Here is an 18,313-nt window from a genome sequence, read left to right on the forward strand (position 1 = left end):
GCTCCTGTCTGGTTGGTCGCTTCCTGAACCGGACAGCGACGCGAAACCTGACAGGAGCGGACTGTGAGCTGGGTCACCAGCTGTCGACGAGCGGTTTCCCGTGGTCGGAGGCGGCCCAGTCACGTGCGAGGCGGTCGAGCTTGGCGGGGTTGGCCAGGGTGTGGACGGCCGTGACGCCCTCGGTCGTGACCTCCAGGGTGACCACGACGACGACCCGGTCACCGACCACCAGCACCAGCGCGGGCACGCCGTTGACGACCTCGGCGAACAGCGAGGGGCTGCCGCCGACCAGCTCGCGCTTGTCCTCGTCGATGGTGAACAGGGTGCGCAGGAACCTCGCGACCCTGAGCGCACCGATGATCGGCTTCGGCAGGCTGACGAACACGCCACCCCCGTCGCCGGCGTGGATCGCGTCGTCGGCGAGCAGCTTCACGAGCTCGTCCGTGTTGCCGCTGAGCGCCGCGGCGAGGAACTCCTCGACGATCTTGCGCGCCCCGGCCGCGTCGACCTCCACGCGGGTCTTACCGGTCGCGAGGTGTTGCTTGGCGCGCCGGTAGATCTGCTGGCAGTTGGCCTCGGTGAGGTCGAGGATCTCGGCGATCTCACCGTGCCCGTAGCCGAACGCCTCACGCAGCACGTAGACGACGCGTTCGTTGGCCGAAAGCCTCTCCATCAACGTGAGCATCGCGATCGAGACCGACTCGCGCTGTTCGACCGTCTCAGACGGGCCGAGCATCCTGTCGCCCGCGAAGACCGGCTCCGGCAGCCACTGACCCACGTAGGTCTCGCGCCGCGCCCGTGCCGAGGTGAGCCGGTTGAGGCAGAGGTTGGTGAGCACCTTCGTCAGCCACGCCTCCGGCGTCTCGACGAGCGCGTGGTCGGCGGCCTGCCAGCGCAGATAGGTGTCCTGCACCGCGTCCTCGGCGTCGCTCGCCGAACCGAGCAGGCGGTACGCGATCGCCTCCAGCCGTGGCCTGGACTCTTCGAACACCGCAAGCTCACGCGTCCCCACCAGCATGCGTCGCAGTCAATCACGGATGCATGCGAGCGCCCTTGAAGATTTTGTCGACGGCGTTCTTCTGGCCGTGGATCGCGATTCCGACCAGGTCGAGGTCCTGCGTGTGGACCTTCCGGACCGCCGCGCGGTTGTCCTCGTCGTTGCCCGTCGCGAACAGGTCGGCGGTGAAGATCGACATGGGCTGGTTGCGGCTGAGGGCACGCGCGTGGGCCTTGGTGAGCATCTCCTGGTCGCCCTGCAGGACCACGACGGGCTGGCCGAACATCGGCAGGTAGTGGACGTCGTCGGCGTCCACGTAGGGCTCGCCGAGGAGCTCCTTCGGCAACCCGCTGACGAGGAAGGCGGTGACGTTCAGGGCCTGCCAGCCGGCCAGGTCGTCCCGCAGGAGCACAGCGATCTTGGTGTCGAACATGGCACTGAGGATCGCGGGCGTCCTGGCCAGCGGTCTTGTACGTTTTTGACATGGACGTCGTGGCTTGGAAGCCGGACGTGGAAGGCATTCGGGAGGTCTTCCACGCCCACTTCACCACGCACGCGTACCCCACGCACACGCACGACGCGTGGACGTTGATGCTCGTCGACACGGGTGCGATTCGGTACGAACTGGACCGTCACGAGCACGGCGCTCTCGTCTCCGGCGTGACGCTGTTGCCGCCGCACGTGCCGCACGACGGCCGTTCCGCGTACCCGAGCGGGTTCCGCAAGCGCGTGCTGTACCTCGACGGGCCGGTGCTGCCGCAGGAGCTCATCGGCAAGTCCGTCGACACCCCGATGCTCACGGATCCGTTGCTCCGGCAGCGGCTGCACCAGCTGCACCTGTCGCTGGAGGACCCGTTCGAGGCGTCGAGCCGGTTGGCGCTGATCACCGAACGGATCCGGCACGACTTCGCGGGCACGTCCCCTGTCGTGCACTCGGATCCGACGCTCGCCGACCGGTTGCGGCACCTGCTCGACGCCTCGCTGCCCGACGGGATCACGCTCTCCCAGGCCGCCGCGGAGTTGCAGGCCAGTCCCACGCACCTGGTCCGGGCGTTCGGCAAGCGGTTCGGGCTGCCTCCGCACCAGTACCTCACCGGGCGCCGGGTCGATCTCGCGCGCCGGCATCTGGTCGACGGGCTGCCGGCGGCCGAGGCGGCGGTGCTGGCCGGGTTCCACGACCAGTCGCATCTCACGCGCCATTTTCGCCGTGTCCTGGGTACGAGTCCCGGACGCTTCGTACGCTGACGTCGTGCAGGTTGGCATTCTCGGGCCCGTTGAGGCGCATTCCCCGGACGGCAAGGTCTCGGTGGGTGGGCCGCGGCCGCGCACCCTGCTCGCGATGCTGGCGTTGCGGGTGGGTGAGATCGTCCAGCTCGACCGGTTGATCGACGAGCTCTACGGCGACGAACCGCCTTCGGACGCCGCGAATGCGTTGCAGGGGCAGGTGTCTCGGCTGCGCCGGGCGCTCGGGGACGCGTCGCTGATCGAGTTCCACCCCGCTGGTTACCGGTTGGCGCTGGCGCCGGACCAGGTCGACGCGCACCGATTCGCATCACTGGCAGCGGAAGGCCAGCAGGCGTTGGAGCACGGTGATTCGCAGGGTGCGGAATCCCTTTTGTCCGAAGCACTTCAGCTGTGGCGCGGACCGGCGCTCGCGGACATCGACGCTCAGGACCACGCGACGCGGCTCGAGCAGCAACGGTCGGCCGCCACGAGTGCGTTGATCGCCGCGCGGATCCGGCTCGGCAAAGCGGACGTGCAGGAGATCTCGAACCTCGTCCAGCAGAACCCGTTGGACGAACGCCTGCGCGGCTACCTCATGCAGGCGCTGAACCAGCAGGGCCGGCAAGCCGAGGCGTTGCAGGCGTTCGAGGACGCGCGCGAGCTGCTGGCCGACGAGCTGGGCACCGATCCGTCACCGGAGCTGCGCGCGATCCATCTGCAGATCCTGCGTGGACAGACCCACCGCGAGCTGCCCGCGCAGCTGACCAGTTTCGTTGGCAGGCAGGAAGAACTGCAGCGGCTCGCGTCGATGACGTCCCGGTTGGTCACGTTGACCGGGCCGGGTGGCGCGGGCAAGACGAGGCTCGCGTTGCAGAGTGCGGGAGAGAACGCGATCTTCGTCGACCTGGCGCCGGTGAAGGACGTCTCGGCGGCGACGCTGCAGGCGTTGGGACTCAAGGAAACCGTGCTCGCGCCCGAAGATCGGCTAACGCTGGCGCTGCGCGAGCGGAACACGTTGCTGATCCTCGACAACTGCGAGCACGTGATCGTCCAGGCGGCACAGCTGGCGCAGCACCTGCTCAGCACGTGCCCGAAACTCCGGATCCTGGCCACGAGCAGGGAAGCGCTGGGCATCACCGGCGAGATGCTGTGCCCGGTGCCGCCGCTGAAGCCCGAGCAGAGCGTGACGCTCTTCGTCGACCGCGCCCGGCTGGTGAACCCGGCTTTCGTGCAGGACCAGGACACCGTCGAGATCTGCCGCGAGCTCGACGGCCTGCCGTTGGCGATCGAGCTCGCGGCCGCGCGCACCCGGACGTTGACGACCGAGGAGATCTCCGCCCGGCTCGGCGACCGCTTCCGCTTGCTCACCAAGGGAAACCGCGCCGCAGCGCCGCGCCACCAGACCCTGCGCGCGGTCGTGGAGTGGAGCTGGGACCTGCTCGACGACGACGAACGCGACCTGGCCGCGTGTCTGGCGACGTTCGGCGGCGGTGCCTCGCTGGAGGCCGTCGAACAGGTCTGCGGGCACGATCTCGAAGTGCTGGAAGCGTTGGTGGACAAGTCTTTGGTGGAAGCCACCGACGGTCGCTACCGCATGCTGGTGACCATCCGGGAGTTCTGCTCGCAGCACAAGCGCGTCGACGCCGAGCACGCCCGGTACTTCCTCGACCTGGCCCGGCGCGCGGATCCCGAGCTGCGCAAGCAGAACCAGGTGCGGTGGTTCGCGCGGCTGACCGCGGAGCACGCGAACTTCCTGCAGGCGGTGGAGTGGGCCACCGAGCACGACCCGGAGCTGGCGCTGCACCTCGTTTCCGCGCTGTCCTGGTACTGGTACGTGAAGGGCAGCCGCACGGAAGTCGAAGGACTGGCACAGAAACTCCTCACCGCGGTTTCCGAGCAGGTCACCGAGGAGTACGCGATCCTCCTCGCCCTGGCCGCGCCGGAACGCGTCGGGAACGTGCTGGAGGGGTTGAACGGCCCGATCAAGCAGCCGTTCGTGCTGATCGCGTGGGCCATGCTCAACGGCCCGCCCGACCCCGGCGCGCCGCGCACCGAACTGCAGGACGAGGTCGAACGCAGCGACGACCCGTGGATCCAGGGCCTGATGGCTTTCAGCAACGCCCACCTCGGCTGGGTGGTGAACGGCGACCGGGAGGGGGCGATCTCCAGCGCCCGCGATGCGCTGAGGCAGTTCCACGACCTCGGCGAACGCTGGGGTGCAGCACAGGTCCTGGACGTGCTGGCCACCCTGACCGAGGACCCGCGGGAGGCGCTCGACCTGACCGACGAGGCACTGCGGGCCGTCGGTGAGCTGGGCGCCAAGGAAGAGCTCGCCGAGCTGCACGGGCGCCGCGCGGACCGGTTGCTCGACATCGACGCCGCCGAGGCCGAGCGCGAGTACCTGCTGGCGTTGGAGATGGCGACGCACGCGGGTCTGGCCGCGACCCGCGCTCTGGCGAACGCGGGCCTGGCCAGGATCGCCCAGCGCGCGGGAGACCTGGCCAAGGCCGAACAGCTGTTGCTGGAGGCGCAACGAGAACTGGGTTTCGGGTGGATGCACCACGCCGCCAAGCGCCACGTCGAAGCCGCGCTGGAGGAGCTGCGTTCGTCACCGAGCCAGTGACGCGCCCCAGAACGTCGGCCGGGTAATTCACGCTCAGCAGGGCACCTCGCGGCACCGCCCCCGCGCCCCCATACGTCCAGTATGAGGACGCGGGGGCGGCACCACGATGCACCCGTCTGACCGCGAATTCGCCTGGCAACGTTCTGGGTCACGCCACCAGCACGTACTCCGGGAGCTTGATCGCGGAGGCCCGCAGCATGTCGATCCTGGCGAACATCGGCGCCTTGGGCAGCATCCCGAACAGCCTGTCCCGAGCCCACATGCCCAACCGGGTCGCCGGCGCGAGCATTCGCCCAGGACTCCCCTGGCATCCGCGCGCGTAGGGCCCGATCAACGCCTCGTACCGCGCGAATGCGTCCCCGCCCGCTGCCATCTCCCCGGCCAGCACGTAGGAGGAGACGACCGAGATACCGGTTCCCATACCTCCCAGCGTGGAGCCGTACCCGGCGTCGCCGATCAACGTGACCCGTCCCGAGCTGACCGTCGGCATCCGCACCTGGCTGATCGAGTCGAAGTAGACGTCCGGCGCGATCACCTCGTACGGCATGAGCTCCGGCGGCACCGAGGACTTGAACATCAGCCAGCCCGGCGCGGTGAGCACGCCCGGTGCGCACGTCAGGTCGCGGTCGTCGCCCTCGTCGTCCCAGATCGCGAAGTAGTACCCCTGGAACTTCGGCCGGTACTCGGGGAAGACCAGCCGCCGTACCCCGGACCGCATCCCGTCCGCGCCGATGACGAAGTCGAACCTGCGGTCCGGCCCGTGCTCGAACGTCACGTCCACGCCCGCGCCGTCGTCGTGCAGCGCGGTGATCCAGTCGCCGAACACGTACTCGGTGTCGTCGGCGCTCGCGTCGTAGAGGATCTTCGACAGGTCGCCGCGGAGGATTTCCACGTCACCGCCGAGGTAGGACGTGGGCAACCGGCACCGCTCACGTCCTGAGGGGTCGCGGAACACCATGTCCGGCAACGAAACACGCGCGGCGAACACCGCGTCGAGCACACCCATCCTCCGGAGAACGGACAGGTGTGCCTCGCCGCGGAAGTCCACGGCCTGACCGCCAGGGCGTAGCGACGGCGCCCGCTCCACCACCGTGGGCGAGAAGCCGAAGCGTGCCAGCCAATGGGCGAGGGCGGGCCCGGCGATACCCGCTCCCGAGATCAAAACGTCCATGACCGGGAAGGGAACGCCGGACCGCTGACCGAACGCCTACGGTTCGCTGATGATCTTCAACATCTGCTGGACCTGGCCCTGCCTCGTGTTCATGACACGCTCGGCGTAGGCCGTGGCCTCCGGGTTCTGACCGTCCTTCTTCTCGGTGAGCGCCATCTCGACGGCAGCTCCCTGGTGCCCGGTCATCAGGTTGAGGAACGTCAGGTCGAACTCGGCTCCGCTCTTCTCCAAGGTGGCGTCGATGACCTTGTCGTCGAGCAGAGGCTGGCCACCGTGCTTCGCGTGCAGGTCCGCGCCGCCGCCCTCCGGTTTGCCCCAGAGCTTCAACCAGGACTTGAGCATCGAGAGCTCTTCGCGCTGAGTCGTGTTGATCGCGCCGGCGAGGTCCTTGGCCTCCTGCTTCGAGGCCTTCGCGAGTCCCAGCTGGGACAGGCTGATGCCGAGCTGCAGGTGGTCGACCATCATCTGCACGAACACCACGTCCGCGTCGTTGAACCGCGCACTGGCGGCCGGCGGGGGTGGTGCGGCGGAGTTCGCACCGTGTCCGTGGGCTCCTTGGCCCTCCGGCACGATCGCCTCTCCGCCGCACCCCGCCAGCGCCAGGACCGCGGCCGCAATCGCGATCACCAGGCGCTTCATCGGATCAGATCTTCTGCCACAGCGACGCCACGTTGGGCGGTTCCCAGCCTGTCAGCGAGGTGTGGGCCTGGATGCACTTGTAGCTGGACCCGCCGTAGGTCACCGTCGCGCCGGTCGCGTAGTACGTGTTCGGCGCCCACGTGCCACCGGCAGGCGGAGGCGTCGTGGTCGTGGTGGTCGGCGGGGTCGGGTTGGTGGTGGTCGGCGGAGGGGTGCCGCCACCGCTGATGTTGAGGTCGATGCACGAGTAGAACGCCATCGGCGTGTCACCGATGTTCCAGATCGCCCGGAGCTTCTGACGGCCGGAGAAGCCGCTCAGGTTGATGGTGTGCCGCACCGGGTCGACCGGCGCCGCGTTGCCGCCGTCGACGAAGCCCACGCGCGTGCCACCGATGTAGTACTCGTAGTCACGCGTGCGGTGCCGGGCGGTGAACGTCCAGGTCATCGTCAGGCTGGTGCCCGTGTCCGTCGCCTTCCAGGGGCGGCTGTCGTCGTTCAGCACCTGGAAGTTGTTGGCGGCGCCACTGCAGTCCGTCCGGCCTTTCAGTCCTTCCGCGCTCTGCGGCTCCCACTCGGGGCCTCCGCAGTTCGGCACCGCTCCAGACGCACACTGCGCCTGCCGGCTGGGCGGTGACGACACGTACCCGTGCGCACTCGCCGAACCGACCGGCGTGATGAGCACGATTGCAGGGACAGCGGCCATGACCAGCGCCGCTTTTCGGGTGAGTTTCATTCGTTCCGAACTCCTTGGATCGTTCCCAGGCGGGGTGGGCCCCGGTTGCAGGGGGCGGGAAACGGGGAGCGCTCTAGATCGCTCACCGATCCAGTTTCGGTGTGGTCTAGACCATAAACCTGGGTTCAGAAAGTGGTCAAGACATCACGAGCTGTGGACCTGAAACTGGTTGCTGTCAACAAGTCCACTCGCGCGACTGGTCTTACGCTCCGCCATTCGGGTCAGCGATACCGTGTGCAAAACGTCCGCCGCGCGGGTAGTCCCTCTTCATGCGCGACTTCACCCAGCCCGCCAGGACGACCGGCCCCGGCGTCGTGACCCACGGCCCGGCCGGCGCGGCGACGATCCTCGTGATCGATCCAGCCGGCGAGGCCCCGCACGACGGAATCCCGGCGACCTGGCGCCCGCTGGCCGACACCGTGCGCGTCGTGTGGCTGCGCGTCCCGGCTGCACCTTCGTGGAAGTCCACAGTGGACAAAGTCCTGAGCCTGCACAGCGACGACACCTCGACGTTGTTCGACGTGGTGACGAGCGGCCCTCTCGCGGCAGACGTGCTCGACCTGGTGCGCGGACACTCCGACCAGGTGCGCTCCGTCCTCCTGGTCGACCCGGAAGCCGACTTCCCGTCGGCCCGCGTGATCGTTCGGAGCGTTGCGTCGCCCCCGCTCCCGCTGGGCCACCCGGACGTGGTGTCCGGCGTGGTCAAAGCCCTTTCGGACCCAACCACTTAGGTTCCGGAAGTTTCACTGAACCGGACACATCGGCCACCCGTATGCCTCGTCAGGGGAACACCGAGACGGGAGGCTTCATGCGTGCGCGTCTGCTCATCATGGTGCTGGCACTGCTGGCGCTGACGGGCTGTTCGACCTTCAGCGGCGCCAGCTCAGAGGGACCGGCGGCCAACGAGGACGATGCGACATTCTCGCTGAGGATGATCCCGCACCACCGGCAGACCATCGAGATCTCCAAGATCGCCCTGGAGAAGTCGAAGGACGAGTTCGTCATCGACGTGGCCGACAAGATCTCCAAGGCCGAAGCCGGCGAGATCGAGCAAATGGCCACCTACCTGCGCTCCTGGAACATCCAGGTCCCCGGCGACGACGCCGCCGCCACCCACAAGATGGCCGGCATGATGACCGTCAAGGACGTCGAAGGCCTCAAGTCCGCCCAGGGCAAGCAGTTCGACGACCTCTTCCTCGCCGCCCTCTCCCGCCACCTCCGCAGCGGCGTGGACATGGCCAAGGACGCCCAGGCCAAGGGCGAGCACGTGGGCTCCAAGGCGCTGGCCGGCAAGATCATCGTCTCGCAGTCCGAAGTGATCGACCAGATCGCGGCCAAGAAGAAGGCCTGACACCCCAACAGCTTTCCGCCGCTCGAAGTGCACGCCCTCCGCGCCGCAGCGGTGGGCGTGTCGGCGTACCGGGGACTGCCTGCGCCGGGAGCCGAGCCATCAGGAGCCTGCCGAATCAGGTCGAGCACCCGCCAGGGCAACGGGCGGGGAACGCGGTGGCGGGTGCCGGCTGGACCGGGAGCGAGCCACGAGCGGGCAACGTCCCGCGCGGCTTCCCGCAAAGCCGAAGGCAAGCGGCGATGGCGAAGCCGAGCCGAATGAGAGCACTGCCAACGCGGGAAACCGGTAATGACCGCCGCCTACCAGCGCAAACGCAACCACCTAGGCGAAGCGGCGATGACGAAACCAAAGCTCGTCAGGAACCACGCGCCCACGCTGGAACGCGATGCACCAACGCAAGCCGACCCGCAACCGAAATCAAGAGGCGCCCGTCCCCTCCCCCTCAATACCCTCGCGACCATGTACCCACAGGTGGAGCCCTACGACCAGGGCATGCTCGAAGTAGGCGACGGCCAGCAGATCCACTGGGAGCTGAGCGGCAACCCCGACGGCAAACCGGCAGTCGTCTTCCACGGCGGTCCCGGAACCGGCTTCAACCCCCGATGGCGCCAGGACTTCGACCCCGAACACTGGAAACTCGTTCTGTGGGACCAACGCGGCTGTGGTCAGAGCACTCCGCCGGCCAGCGACCCGGCGACCAGCATGGAGCACAACACCACCCAGCACCTGATCGACGACGCCGAGAAGCTCCGCGAACACCTCGAAATCGACAAGTGGATGCTGATGGGCGGGTCCTGGGGCTCGACCCTGATCCTCGCCTACGCCATCCAGCACCCGCACCGCACAAGCGAGATCGTCATCCCGGCCGTCACCGCGGGTCGCCCTGAAGAGATCGAGTGGATCACCCGCGGCCTGGGCATGTTCTTCCCCGACTACCACGAGGCCTTCGTGAACGGTGTCCCGGCAGAGGATCGCGACGGCAACCTCGCCTTGGCCTACAACAAGCTTCTCAACTCCCCGGACGCGCAGACACGGGAGAAGGCCGCCTGGGACTGGAACAAGTGGGACCTGTCCACGATGACCGGCGGTGACAACGACTTCGCGGGCACGCGCTACGAAGACCCGGTCATGCGCTACCAGATGGCCAGGAGCGTCAGCCACTACTGGGGCCACGACTGCTTCCTCGAGCCCACGTACATCTTCGACAACCTCGACCGGCTCAAGGGCATCCCCGGCGTGCTCATCCACGGCCGCAACGACTTCGGCGGACCCTTGCACACCGCGTGGGAGATCGCCAAGAGGTGGCCCGACGCCGAGCTGGTCATTCTGAACGACGCGGGCCACCAGGCGAAGGACGGCAACAGCATGGACCAGGCCATCACGGCTGCCGTCGAGAAATTCCGTTAAGGCGCAACGGGTCCGGGCCGGTGATACAGATCCTCACCGGCCCACCGGATCCGGTCGGAGAACCCGAAGCCAGGCGCGGCAACGAAGTTCGCCGCATCGTCCACAGAGCCCGAGCCGACATAGCGAGCACGCAACGGATACGGGAACACCGGGCGCGTCCGCACGATGTTGCCCGCCTGGTCACGGCCGGACGCGATCACCTTCTCCGGAGACTTCCCGCCTTCGACCCACGAGACCAAGGCGGAGAACGGGTCGAACTCGGTCAACGTGTCACCACCGGCGCAGTGCCACATCGACGGCACCACGAACAGCCGCGCCCAGTCCTGCGCACGACCGCCGGTCAGACGTTGCCAGTAGTCGAGCGTCCCCTCGAACGGAATCCCCTGATCTCCGGCGCCGTGCCACAGGATCAGCTTGCCGCCCGAACGCCGGAACTCCCGCAGGTCCAGCGACAACGCGTTGGCCTTGACGGTTTCCGGCACCAGTCGCCGGAACTCGCGCACGGTGAACGGGAACGACTCCAAAGAAGAACCCGGCTGACCGATCGGGTAGACGAGGTTCTTCAACCCGTTGTCGGCCAGCTCCCCGGCGATTCCCCTGCCGAACTCGGGCGAGGGGTTGAGCCAGAACGTCCACGAGATCTCCGAGCCGTAGGGCTGTCCGCCGGGGTAGAGCCGCGCACCACCGTCGGAAGGCCCTGCGTAGAGCCGACGCACACGCGCGATCTCGTCAGCGGTCAAAGAACCCGCCAGCGTCCCGGGATCGAAGTGACACAACCGCGGATCCTCGATCTGCCCGTCCACCAACCCGTCGAGCCCGTCGCACGCGGACATCACCGCCCCGTGCAACACGAACAGCTTGTCGTTCGGGATGGAGTTGCGCGCGATCCACGCCTGATACCCGATCAGCGCGGTGTAGTAGGCAGCCGGTGCCGCCGCGACGATCCCGTCGAAGTCGTGCGGATAACGCTGTGCCAGCAGCAGTCCCTCACGGCCACCGTTCGAGCAGCCGCTGAAGTACGACCGGGCGGGCGCACGACCGTAGAACGCCTTGATCACGGCCTTCGACACCTTCGACAGCACGTGTGGCGCACGGTAGAAGTAGTCGTCCCGAGCCTTCTGGTCGTGAGCCGCCCACGTCGTGTCGAACGGGTTCTCCGGAGGGGCCTGGTGACCGTCGTCCGTCGCCGCCACCGCCGCGTCGCCGAACGCCGGCCCGCAGCCCTGCGGAAAGGCCGGATCGCCGATGAAACCACAGAATCCGCCACACCCGTACTGCAGATAGCGGCCCTGATAACCCCGCAAAGGCAGCTTCAGCTGAAACCCGATGTGCGGCTCGATCGTCCCACGCACATCGCAGAACTCAGGAGTACCAACGACAACAGTCGCCGACGTGACCTGAGTTCGAGCGTCCGGCACGTCGAACGTGCGCACGAGGTCCGCACACGAACGAACCGGATGAGCAGAGGCAGCAGCGGGAACGATCCCCGCTGCCACCAGAACGAGAGAAACCCCTAGTACCAACAACCTGCGATACATATCGTCCCTTCCCCAGTAGACGTACGCACCCGGGGAAGTCTTGCAGCTATCCGACGTGCACGCGTGGCCGTCGAGACGGATCCGCCTCCGCCGACCGGATGATCTCGCGTACGACCGGAGGCGTATCTCCGCGACCCAGAATCAGGTAGCGGAACAGGTGCCCGAGCGGATTTCCTTCCGACCACTCGAAGTGAGCGTGCGGGGTCACGCCGGTCGAGTCGCGCAACGCCAGCAGGATCGCCGCGATCGCGTTGGGCGCGGCGGGAGCGGACGCACGCAACACCCGATGGCCCTCGACCTCCACACCCTGAACGCACAGCACGTGGCTGAACGACGACGGGTCGACGATGTCGATCTCCAGGAAGATCACGTCCGCGCTGCCGGGCACCGGGTTGATGCCGCGCTGCTCGGACTCCTTCTCGTCGTACTCCGCCTTGTCACCGTCCTGACGACGGTTCGCGATCAACGTGATGCGGCCGTCGTTCTCGATCGTGTCGGTGATGAACTGCCGCGCCGCCGAGTCGAACTTGATCTTGTCGACGCGGAGCTCCGTCGTGCGGGAGATGCGCGACACCAAGGAGATCACGACGATGCCGAGGATGAAGCCGAACGAGATCGTGATGCCGTCCGGCTTCTCGATGACGTTCTCCACCAACGCGTAGATCAGGATCAGCGTCAACACCGTGAAGCCCGCGGTCGCGCCGCGCTGCTTCTTGCGCCACGCCGAAACGGTCACGGCGAACGAACCCGACACCATCATCGCCAGGATTCCGGTGGCGTACGCACCGGCCTGCGCGTTCACGTCGGCCTTGAAGATGATCGTGATGATGATGCAGATGATCGTGTAGACGATCACGACGGGACGGACCGCGCGGCCCCATTCCGGTGCCATGCCGTAGGAAGGCAGGTACCGCGGCACGATGTTGATCAGGCCTGCCATCGCGGACGCACCGGCGAACCACAGGATCAGGATCGAAGAGATGTCGTAGACGGTGCCGAACGCCTCACCGAGCAGCTCGTGCGCCAAATACGCCAGAGCACGGCCGTTCGCCGGGCCGCCGGGAGCGAACTTGTCCTGCGGCACCAGCACAGTCGTGATGAACGACGTCGCGATCAGGTACACGGACATGATCAGCGCGGCGGTGGTGAGCAGCTTGCGCGTGTTGCGCACCCGGCTCTCCATCCGCTCCTCCGGCGTCTTCCCGTCCGCCGACACCAGCGGCATCATCGACACACCGGTCTCGAAACCGGACAAACCGAGCACCAGCAACGGGAACGCCAGGATCGCCGGCCCGATCACGCCGAAGACACCGTTGCCGTGCGACCCCAGCGCGGAGATCCAGCGATCCAGTGCGTCCGGCGTCGCGAAGACGTCCACAAGGCCCACCACGGCCACAACGGCGTTCAGGGCGAGGAACACCGCCACCAACGGGATCGCGACGCCCACGGCCTCGCTGAAGCCCAGCAGGAACACGCCACCCAGAATCAGCAGCAGCACGATCGTCAGAATCATCTCGGAGCCGTGCAGCGACTCCGGCACGTACGGGTTCTCCAGCGCGTGCACGGACGCGTCGGCCGCGGACAGCGTGATCGTGATGATCCACGACGTCGCCACGAACCCGAGCAGCACGAGCACGAAGATCTTGCCCCGCCAGAACGGCAGCAGGTCCTCGAGCATCGCCACCGAGCCCTGGCCGTTCGGGCTCTCCTTCGCCACCCGCCGGTACATCGGCAGCATGCCCAGCAGCGTCAACGCCACGATGAGCAACGTGGCCAAAGGCGACAACGCGCCCGCCGCCAGCGCCGCGATGCCCGGCAGGTACGACAGCGTGGAGAAGTAGTCGACGCCGGTCAGCGTCATGACCTTCCACCACGCGTGCGGCTTGGCGTGCGAGTCGTGGCTCTCCGGGCCGGACGGCGCCACGCGGTCGGCGAGCAGCCACCTCCCCAGCGGCCCGCCCGGCGGTGCCGGTCGTTCAGGACTCGGTACCTCGGCCGGGATGGCGTACTCCGTGCTCATGGCGCAGAGCATGCCACCACCAGGTGATCAAGGCCTGAAGTCGGCGGGAAAACCAGCCTCCTGAACGGACAATCCGGACGGACGGAGCGTCCCGATGCTGCCCTGGGTGTGGAGATCCAGGAACAGGTCCACCACGTCCGGGTCGAACTGCTCGCCGCGACCGGCCCACAGTTCGCGCCGCGCCCGGTTCTCGTCCAGCGCGGTCTGATGTGGACGATTCGACCGCATCGCGGCCCAAGCCACGCATACGGACAAGATGCGGGCCTCGGCACGGATGTCCGCGCCGCGCAACCCGTCCGGGTAGCCGCCGCCGTCGTACCGCTCGTGCTGCTGTTTGATCACGTGCGCCACACCCGCGAACCCCGGCACCATCCGCGCGAGCCGGTAGCCGAAGTCGGGATGTTGCCGCAGCAACCGCCACTCCTCCTCGGACAGCGCGCCCGGCTTGGTCAGCACGACCTCGGGGATGATGACCTTGCCGATGTCGTGCAGGCGCCCGGCGAGCTGCGTGATCCTGATCGTCGGCGCGTCGAGCCCGAACTCCCCCGCGGCCACGCCCGCCCAGCGCGACACCGAGCGGCTGTGGTCGTAGCGGTGCAGCCACCCGTCCACCCGGTCGGCGACCTGGCAGAGGAACTCCGCCATCGCGCCGTCGGTGTCCGGATCGACCGCGGGCAACGGCTCCGGCCCGACGGCGACCCGGTTGCGCCCGGCCGCCTTCGCCGCGTACAGCGCTCGGTCCGCGATCACCACGATGTCGTCCGGGCCGTCGCCGTGCGTCGGAAAGCTCGCCGACCCCACCGAAACGGTCACCGACAACGGGATGTCGTCGTTGCCCGCGTTGACCGGAATCGGCTTCTCCGCCACCCGTTCGCGCAGCCGGTTCGCGATCACCGACAACCGGCCGGGACCCGCGTCCGGCACCAGCAGCGCGAACTCCTCGCCGCCGTAGCGCGCGAGCACCTCACCCGAGCGGGAAGCCGCGCGCAACCGGCCCGCGACCTCCATCAGGACGTCGTCGCCCGCCGGGTGGCCGTAGTTGTCGTTGATCGACTTGAAGCGGTCGACGTCGATGATGAACACCGCGACGGACCCGTCGTTGCGGCGCGCGCGAGCGATCTCCAACGGCAGCTGGGCTTCGAAGAACCTGCGGGTGTGCAACCCGGTGAGGCTGTCCGTGATCGCGAGCTTGCGCTGGTCCGCCACGAGTCCCGCGAGCCGCGCGATGATCAGCAACGACAGCAGCGCGCTGCCCGCCGCGATCACCAGGACGTCCTGCGACGACTGGCCGACGTCGTGGATCAGCATCAGCACCGGCGCGGCCAGAGCGGCCGACGACAGCGCGATGATCCGCCCGCGGGACAGGCCGACGTCCTTGACGTGCGCGCGGTCGACGAGCCGCGCCATCGTCGGGTGCAGTGCCGCCGCGCCCATGCACAGGTTGGCGGACAACCAGATCGCGTCGAGGAAGTTGCCCGCGTGGTAGCTGCCGTCGAGGCGCTGCAGCACGTAGATCGTGTCCGCGGTGAGGATGCCGAGCAGGTTCGCCGTGAGCAGCACGAACGCCTTCGGTCGCGGACCGGCGCCGAAGATTAAACGCAGTGCCACCACGAAGAGCGCGAGATCCATCATCGGATAGCCGAGCGAGGCGATCTTCACCAGGACCGGTGACGTCAGCCGCGCCTGCGGGCCGATCACGTAGAGCCAGGACGCCATGCCCGCGACGACCGCGAGCACCGCGGCGTCGAGCAGGCTCGGCAGGTCCAGCCCCGGCGTGCGGCGGCGGATCAGCAGGATCACGCCCGCCACCATCAACGGGTAGTGGCCGAGGTAGAAGATGTCGGCGAACGACGGGTAAACCGTGTACTGGAAGACGTAGTGCGATGTGTAGAACGTCAGGTCCGCGATCGCGTAAACGACCTGGCTGAGTGCCAGGAACACCCACGGCCGCCTCCATTGGGGACGGTTGTGGCGCACACCTGTGAATGTCGCGATGGCCGCCGAGGCGCTGATCGTGCAGTAGAGCACCACCCGCACCGTTTGTCCCGTTGTCCCCGCAGGGCTGACCGGAATCAGGTAGTAGAGACCCAGCAGCAGGTGACCTGCCACCAGGTACATCCACCACGCTCCGGTACGGCCGGCACGGAAGATGGTCACACGAGACCCCTCGTTCTACGACTTGGTCGAGCCAGGTGATGATGCCCGACTTGGGATGATCGCGGCACCGTCGTTACTCCAATGAGGTGACCCACTAATACGGACGCTACCGCAAATCCCTGTTCTGTTTTCAGCGTGAAAGAAAACCGAGTGCCGCTGCGGCAGCCGGGTACGCCAGCTCACCCAATCCGCCCACGGGTGCGTCCGACGCCACTACGACGACGTTGATCTCGGGTGTGTCGCCGATCCGCGCCCACGGGTAGTCCCCGAACGATTTTTGCACGACTTTTCCCTGTTTGACGGTGATTCGCGCACCTCGTACCACGGAGACGGCATCCATGATCCCGCCTTCGACCTGTTGGCGGACACCCGACGGGTGCAGCGCGGTGCCGACGTCGACCGCCGCGGTGATATTCGTGCTGCCATCGTGTCTCGTTTCAGCGATCACCGCGATGACCGAACCGTAGTCGCGATGGCAGGCAACGGCTTGTGCTTCTCCGTCGTGCGCTTCCGCGGCGGCTTCCAGAACTTTTCTGACCCGTTGGTCAGCCAACAGCTTCAACCGGCGTTCGACCTGGTTGTCCGCCATGTCGAGGCCACTCAGGAACAGCTCGTCCGCATAAACCAACTGACCTGCGTAGACACTGCGCCAGAAGCCGGTTCTGATCGGCGGCGGCAGGATCGCGAAGTGGACCTCACCCTCCACGCCGTACGGATACTTGTTACCCGACATCATCTTCATGACCTCGGGGTTGCTCGTCATGTCGAGCATCGCGGAGAGAGGCCACGTCGAAACCGCGTGATCCCGCCAGACGGGTAGTCCTTCGTCGTTGACCGTTGCTCGTATGCGATGGACCGACAATGGACGGTACGAGTCGTGCTGGATGTCGTCGTCTCTCGTCCACACCACTTTCACCGTCTTGCCGGTGTGCCGTGCGAGTTGGACTGCCTCCAGGACGAAGTCGACCTCGAACTTCCGCCCGAACGCGCCGCCTGCTCTGGTCGGGATCACCCGGACGCTCACGAACTCTTCTTCGAGAAGTTTGCGCACCCGGTCAGGCGCTTGTGTCGGTGCCCACAACGTCAGCTCGTCGCCGTTGACTTTTGCCGTTGCCGTCGGCGGTTCCATCGGCACGTGAGCGAGCATCGGTGTGACGTAGATCTTTTCGACGTACTCACCCGGTGGCGTATTTCCTGCCGGCAAAGCGGCTTCGAGCTCGGCGGCCCACTGGTCGCTGTCCGCGTCCGGAAAACCTCCCTGCCAGGACGTTTCGAGGTTTTCGCGTGCCTTGATCGCGGTGTAGGTGTCCTCGGCGACCAGTGCGAATCCGTGGTCGAGCCGGACGACTTCGGCGTCGCGGACCCGTGAGGCGTCGAAACCCGTTGGGGTGGCGCCGATCCACGGCGGCCTGGCGACGACCGCGACCAGGTCGGCCGGCTGGTCGATGCCGTACGCGAGCTTGCCCCTGACGATCGCGTCCTGATCCACCCGTTTGACCGCCGGGTTTCCCAGCACCTGCCACTCGTCCTGCGGTGTCAGCTCGACGTCGCCAGGGGTGAGCGTCGCGGCTTCCTCCGCGAGTTCCTGATAGCTGAACCGCAGGTCTCCGTGCCGCACGAAGCCTTCGGCCGCACGGCATTCGGACTCCGCGACCTGCCAGCGTCGCGCGGCGGCCTTGACCAGCAGGTGGCGGACGGTCGCGGCGGCCGTGCGGATCGGCTCGTGGACGCGCTGCATCGTGTTGGAGTTGGCGGAGATCTGCGGGCCGTAGACGTCCGGATCGCCCTCCGCCTGCTCGATCCACAGGCTGTCGACGGAGACCTTCAGCTCCTCGGCGACCATCATGGCGATGGCGGTGCGGACTCCTTGTCCCGAGTCCGGAACCGGGACTGTGACCGTGATTCGGCCGGATTCGGCGTCGATGCGCACAAATGGATTCATCATGGAGTGGTTCACCGCGCGGCCTTCATCCGTGCGACGGCGTTCCTGATCGCCTTGCGGATCCGCGGGTACGTGCCGCACCGGCAGACGTTGTCCCGCAACGCCTCGTCGATGTCCTCGTCGGTCGGGTCGGGGTGCTTGGCCAGCAACGCGATGGTCGCCATGATCTGGCCGGGCTGGCAGTAACCGCACTGCGTGACGTCCTCGTCCAGCCACGCCAGCTGCACCGGGTGATCTTCGACGCCCTCGATGGTCAGCACGTCCTGCTCGGCCATGCTCGCCACGGTGTGCTGGCACGGCTTGAACGCCTGGCCGTCCACTATGGACGTGCACGCGCCGCAGAAGCCGACGCCGCAACCGTACTTCGTGCCGGTCAGGCCGAGGCGGTCGCGGAGCACCCAGAGCAGCGGGGTTTCGGGATCGGCTTCGACCTCGCGGATCTCACCGTTGATGTGCAGCCGGTGCATGGTCACTTCACCGAGCGTAGCGGCCGCGACCCCGTTGTAGACGG

General features: G+C 67.3%; 15 protein-coding genes. 5 read left to right on the forward strand and 10 right to left on the reverse strand.

Annotation, left to right across the window (positions count from 1 at the left end; translation table 11 throughout):
- Nucleotides 1–73: 73 nt before the first annotated feature.
- Together AB0M24_RS24145 and AB0M24_RS24150 are read right to left on the reverse strand one after the other, a co-directional pair.
- Entirely contained in the window at nucleotides 74–1,018 is a 945-nt protein-coding gene (locus tag AB0M24_RS24145; protein ID WP_363771857.1) for an RNA polymerase sigma-70 factor, read from the reverse strand.
- A gap of 13 nt (nucleotides 1,019–1,031) precedes the next feature.
- Nucleotides 1,032–1,430 carry a DUF2000 domain-containing protein gene (locus AB0M24_RS24150; RefSeq protein WP_363771860.1) on the reverse strand — a complete coding sequence of 133 codons (399 nt, stop codon included), beginning with the start codon at nucleotides 1,428–1,430 and terminating at the stop codon, nucleotides 1,032–1,034.
- A gap of 50 nt (nucleotides 1,431–1,480) precedes the next feature.
- Here AB0M24_RS24150 and AB0M24_RS24155 point away from each other — a divergent pair, with 50 nt between their 5' ends.
- On the forward strand, nucleotides 1,481–2,242 hold the full coding sequence (locus tag AB0M24_RS24155; RefSeq protein ID WP_363771863.1) for an AraC family transcriptional regulator: 762 nt from the start codon (nucleotides 1,481–1,483) through the stop codon (nucleotides 2,240–2,242).
- 4 nt (nucleotides 2,243–2,246) lie between these two features.
- The gene (locus AB0M24_RS24160) at nucleotides 2,247–4,844 is read left to right on the forward strand and encodes a BTAD domain-containing putative transcriptional regulator (RefSeq protein WP_363771865.1); all 2,598 of its coding nucleotides are present in this window, start codon (nucleotides 2,247–2,249) and stop codon (nucleotides 4,842–4,844) included.
- A gap of 148 nt (nucleotides 4,845–4,992) precedes the next feature.
- Here AB0M24_RS24160 and AB0M24_RS24165 read toward each other — a convergent pair whose 3' ends face one another.
- The 3 genes from AB0M24_RS24165 to AB0M24_RS24175 are packed head-to-tail and all read right to left on the reverse strand — an operon-like array spanning nucleotide 4,993 to nucleotide 7,387.
- A complete protein-coding gene (locus AB0M24_RS24165) occupies nucleotides 4,993–6,015 on the reverse strand; it encodes an FAD-dependent monooxygenase (protein ID WP_363771868.1) in 1,023 nt (340 codons plus the stop codon).
- Between the two features lie 36 nt (nucleotides 6,016–6,051).
- Complete coding sequence (locus AB0M24_RS24170) at nucleotides 6,052–6,654, reverse strand: DUF305 domain-containing protein (RefSeq protein ID WP_363771871.1); 603 nt, start codon at nucleotides 6,652–6,654, stop codon at nucleotides 6,052–6,054.
- Nucleotides 6,655–6,658: 4 nt separating this feature from the next.
- On the reverse strand, nucleotides 6,659–7,387 hold the full coding sequence (locus AB0M24_RS24175) for a lytic polysaccharide monooxygenase (protein ID WP_363771874.1): 729 nt from the start codon (nucleotides 7,385–7,387) through the stop codon (nucleotides 6,659–6,661).
- Between the two features lie 269 nt (nucleotides 7,388–7,656).
- Between AB0M24_RS24175 and AB0M24_RS24180 the strand changes: the two genes are divergently transcribed.
- The 3 genes from AB0M24_RS24180 (at nucleotide 7,657) to pip (ending at nucleotide 10,145) form a co-directional block, all read left to right on the forward strand.
- Entirely contained in the window at nucleotides 7,657–8,118 is a 462-nt protein-coding gene (locus tag AB0M24_RS24180; RefSeq protein WP_363771877.1) for a hypothetical protein, read from the forward strand.
- Nucleotides 8,119–8,195: 77 nt separating this feature from the next.
- Nucleotides 8,196–8,738, forward strand: a complete 543-nt coding sequence (locus AB0M24_RS24185) for a DUF305 domain-containing protein (RefSeq protein ID WP_363771880.1) — start codon at nucleotides 8,196–8,198, stop codon at nucleotides 8,736–8,738.
- Between the two features lie 459 nt (nucleotides 8,739–9,197).
- The gene (gene pip, locus AB0M24_RS24190; protein ID WP_363771883.1) at nucleotides 9,198–10,145 is read left to right on the forward strand and encodes a prolyl aminopeptidase; all 948 of its coding nucleotides are present in this window, start codon (nucleotides 9,198–9,200) and stop codon (nucleotides 10,143–10,145) included.
- Here the strand turns inward: pip and AB0M24_RS24195 are convergent.
- The 5 genes from AB0M24_RS24195 to AB0M24_RS24215 form a co-directional block, all read right to left on the reverse strand.
- Nucleotides 10,142–11,641, reverse strand: a complete 1,500-nt coding sequence (locus AB0M24_RS24195) for a tannase/feruloyl esterase family alpha/beta hydrolase (protein ID WP_363771886.1) — start codon at nucleotides 11,639–11,641, stop codon at nucleotides 10,142–10,144. The genes pip and AB0M24_RS24195 overlap by 4 nt on opposite strands.
- A gap of 88 nt (nucleotides 11,642–11,729) precedes the next feature.
- Nucleotides 11,730–13,703: an amino acid transporter gene (locus tag AB0M24_RS24200; RefSeq protein ID WP_363771889.1), complete on the reverse strand. Its 1,974-nt coding sequence runs from the start codon at nucleotides 13,701–13,703 to the stop codon at nucleotides 11,730–11,732.
- A 27-nt stretch (nucleotides 13,704–13,730) separates the two neighbouring features.
- Nucleotides 13,731–15,860, reverse strand: coding sequence for a diguanylate cyclase (locus tag AB0M24_RS24205; RefSeq protein ID WP_363771892.1), 2,130 nt, complete (start codon nucleotides 15,858–15,860; stop codon nucleotides 13,731–13,733).
- 130 nt (nucleotides 15,861–15,990) lie between these two features.
- Nucleotides 15,991–17,805 carry a molybdopterin cofactor-binding domain-containing protein gene (locus AB0M24_RS24210; RefSeq protein WP_363771895.1) on the reverse strand — a complete coding sequence of 605 codons (1,815 nt, stop codon included), beginning with the start codon at nucleotides 17,803–17,805 and terminating at the stop codon, nucleotides 15,991–15,993.
- An 8-nt stretch (nucleotides 17,806–17,813) separates the two neighbouring features.
- Nucleotides 17,814–18,269, reverse strand: a complete 456-nt coding sequence (locus AB0M24_RS24215) for a (2Fe-2S)-binding protein (RefSeq protein ID WP_363772153.1) — start codon at nucleotides 18,267–18,269, stop codon at nucleotides 17,814–17,816.
- Nucleotides 18,270–18,313: the final 44 nt, after the last annotated feature.

Origin of the sequence: Lentzea sp. NPDC051838 (assembly GCF_040681245.1) — a bacterium.
Lineage (GTDB): Bacteria > Actinomycetota > Actinomycetes > Mycobacteriales > Pseudonocardiaceae > Lentzea.

Coding starts and splice junctions, on each gene's coding strand:
- AB0M24_RS24145 (WP_363771857.1), bottom strand. CDS start 1,018: ATGCTGGTGGGGACGCGTGAGCTTGCGGTGTTCGAAGAGTCCAGGCCA.
- AB0M24_RS24150 (WP_363771860.1), bottom strand. CDS start 1,430: ATGTTCGACACCAAGATCGCTGTGCTCCTGCGGGACGACCTGGCCGGC.
- AB0M24_RS24155 (WP_363771863.1), top strand. CDS start 1,481: ATGGACGTCGTGGCTTGGAAGCCGGACGTGGAAGGCATTCGGGAGGTC.
- AB0M24_RS24165 (WP_363771868.1), bottom strand. CDS start 6,015: ATGGACGTTTTGATCTCGGGAGCGGGTATCGCCGGGCCCGCCCTCGCC.
- AB0M24_RS24170 (WP_363771871.1), bottom strand. CDS start 6,654: ATGAAGCGCCTGGTGATCGCGATTGCGGCCGCGGTCCTGGCGCTGGCG.
- AB0M24_RS24175 (WP_363771874.1), bottom strand. CDS start 7,387: ATGAAACTCACCCGAAAAGCGGCGCTGGTCATGGCCGCTGTCCCTGCA.
- AB0M24_RS24180 (WP_363771877.1), top strand. CDS start 7,657: ATGCGCGACTTCACCCAGCCCGCCAGGACGACCGGCCCCGGCGTCGTG.
- AB0M24_RS24185 (WP_363771880.1), top strand. CDS start 8,196: ATGCGTGCGCGTCTGCTCATCATGGTGCTGGCACTGCTGGCGCTGACG.
- pip (WP_363771883.1), top strand. CDS start 9,198: ATGTACCCACAGGTGGAGCCCTACGACCAGGGCATGCTCGAAGTAGGC.
- AB0M24_RS24200 (WP_363771889.1), bottom strand. CDS start 13,703: ATGAGCACGGAGTACGCCATCCCGGCCGAGGTACCGAGTCCTGAACGA.
- AB0M24_RS24210 (WP_363771895.1), bottom strand. CDS start 17,805: ATGATGAATCCATTTGTGCGCATCGACGCCGAATCCGGCCGAATCACG.
- AB0M24_RS24215 (WP_363772153.1), bottom strand. CDS start 18,269: ATGCACCGGCTGCACATCAACGGTGAGATCCGCGAGGTCGAAGCCGAT.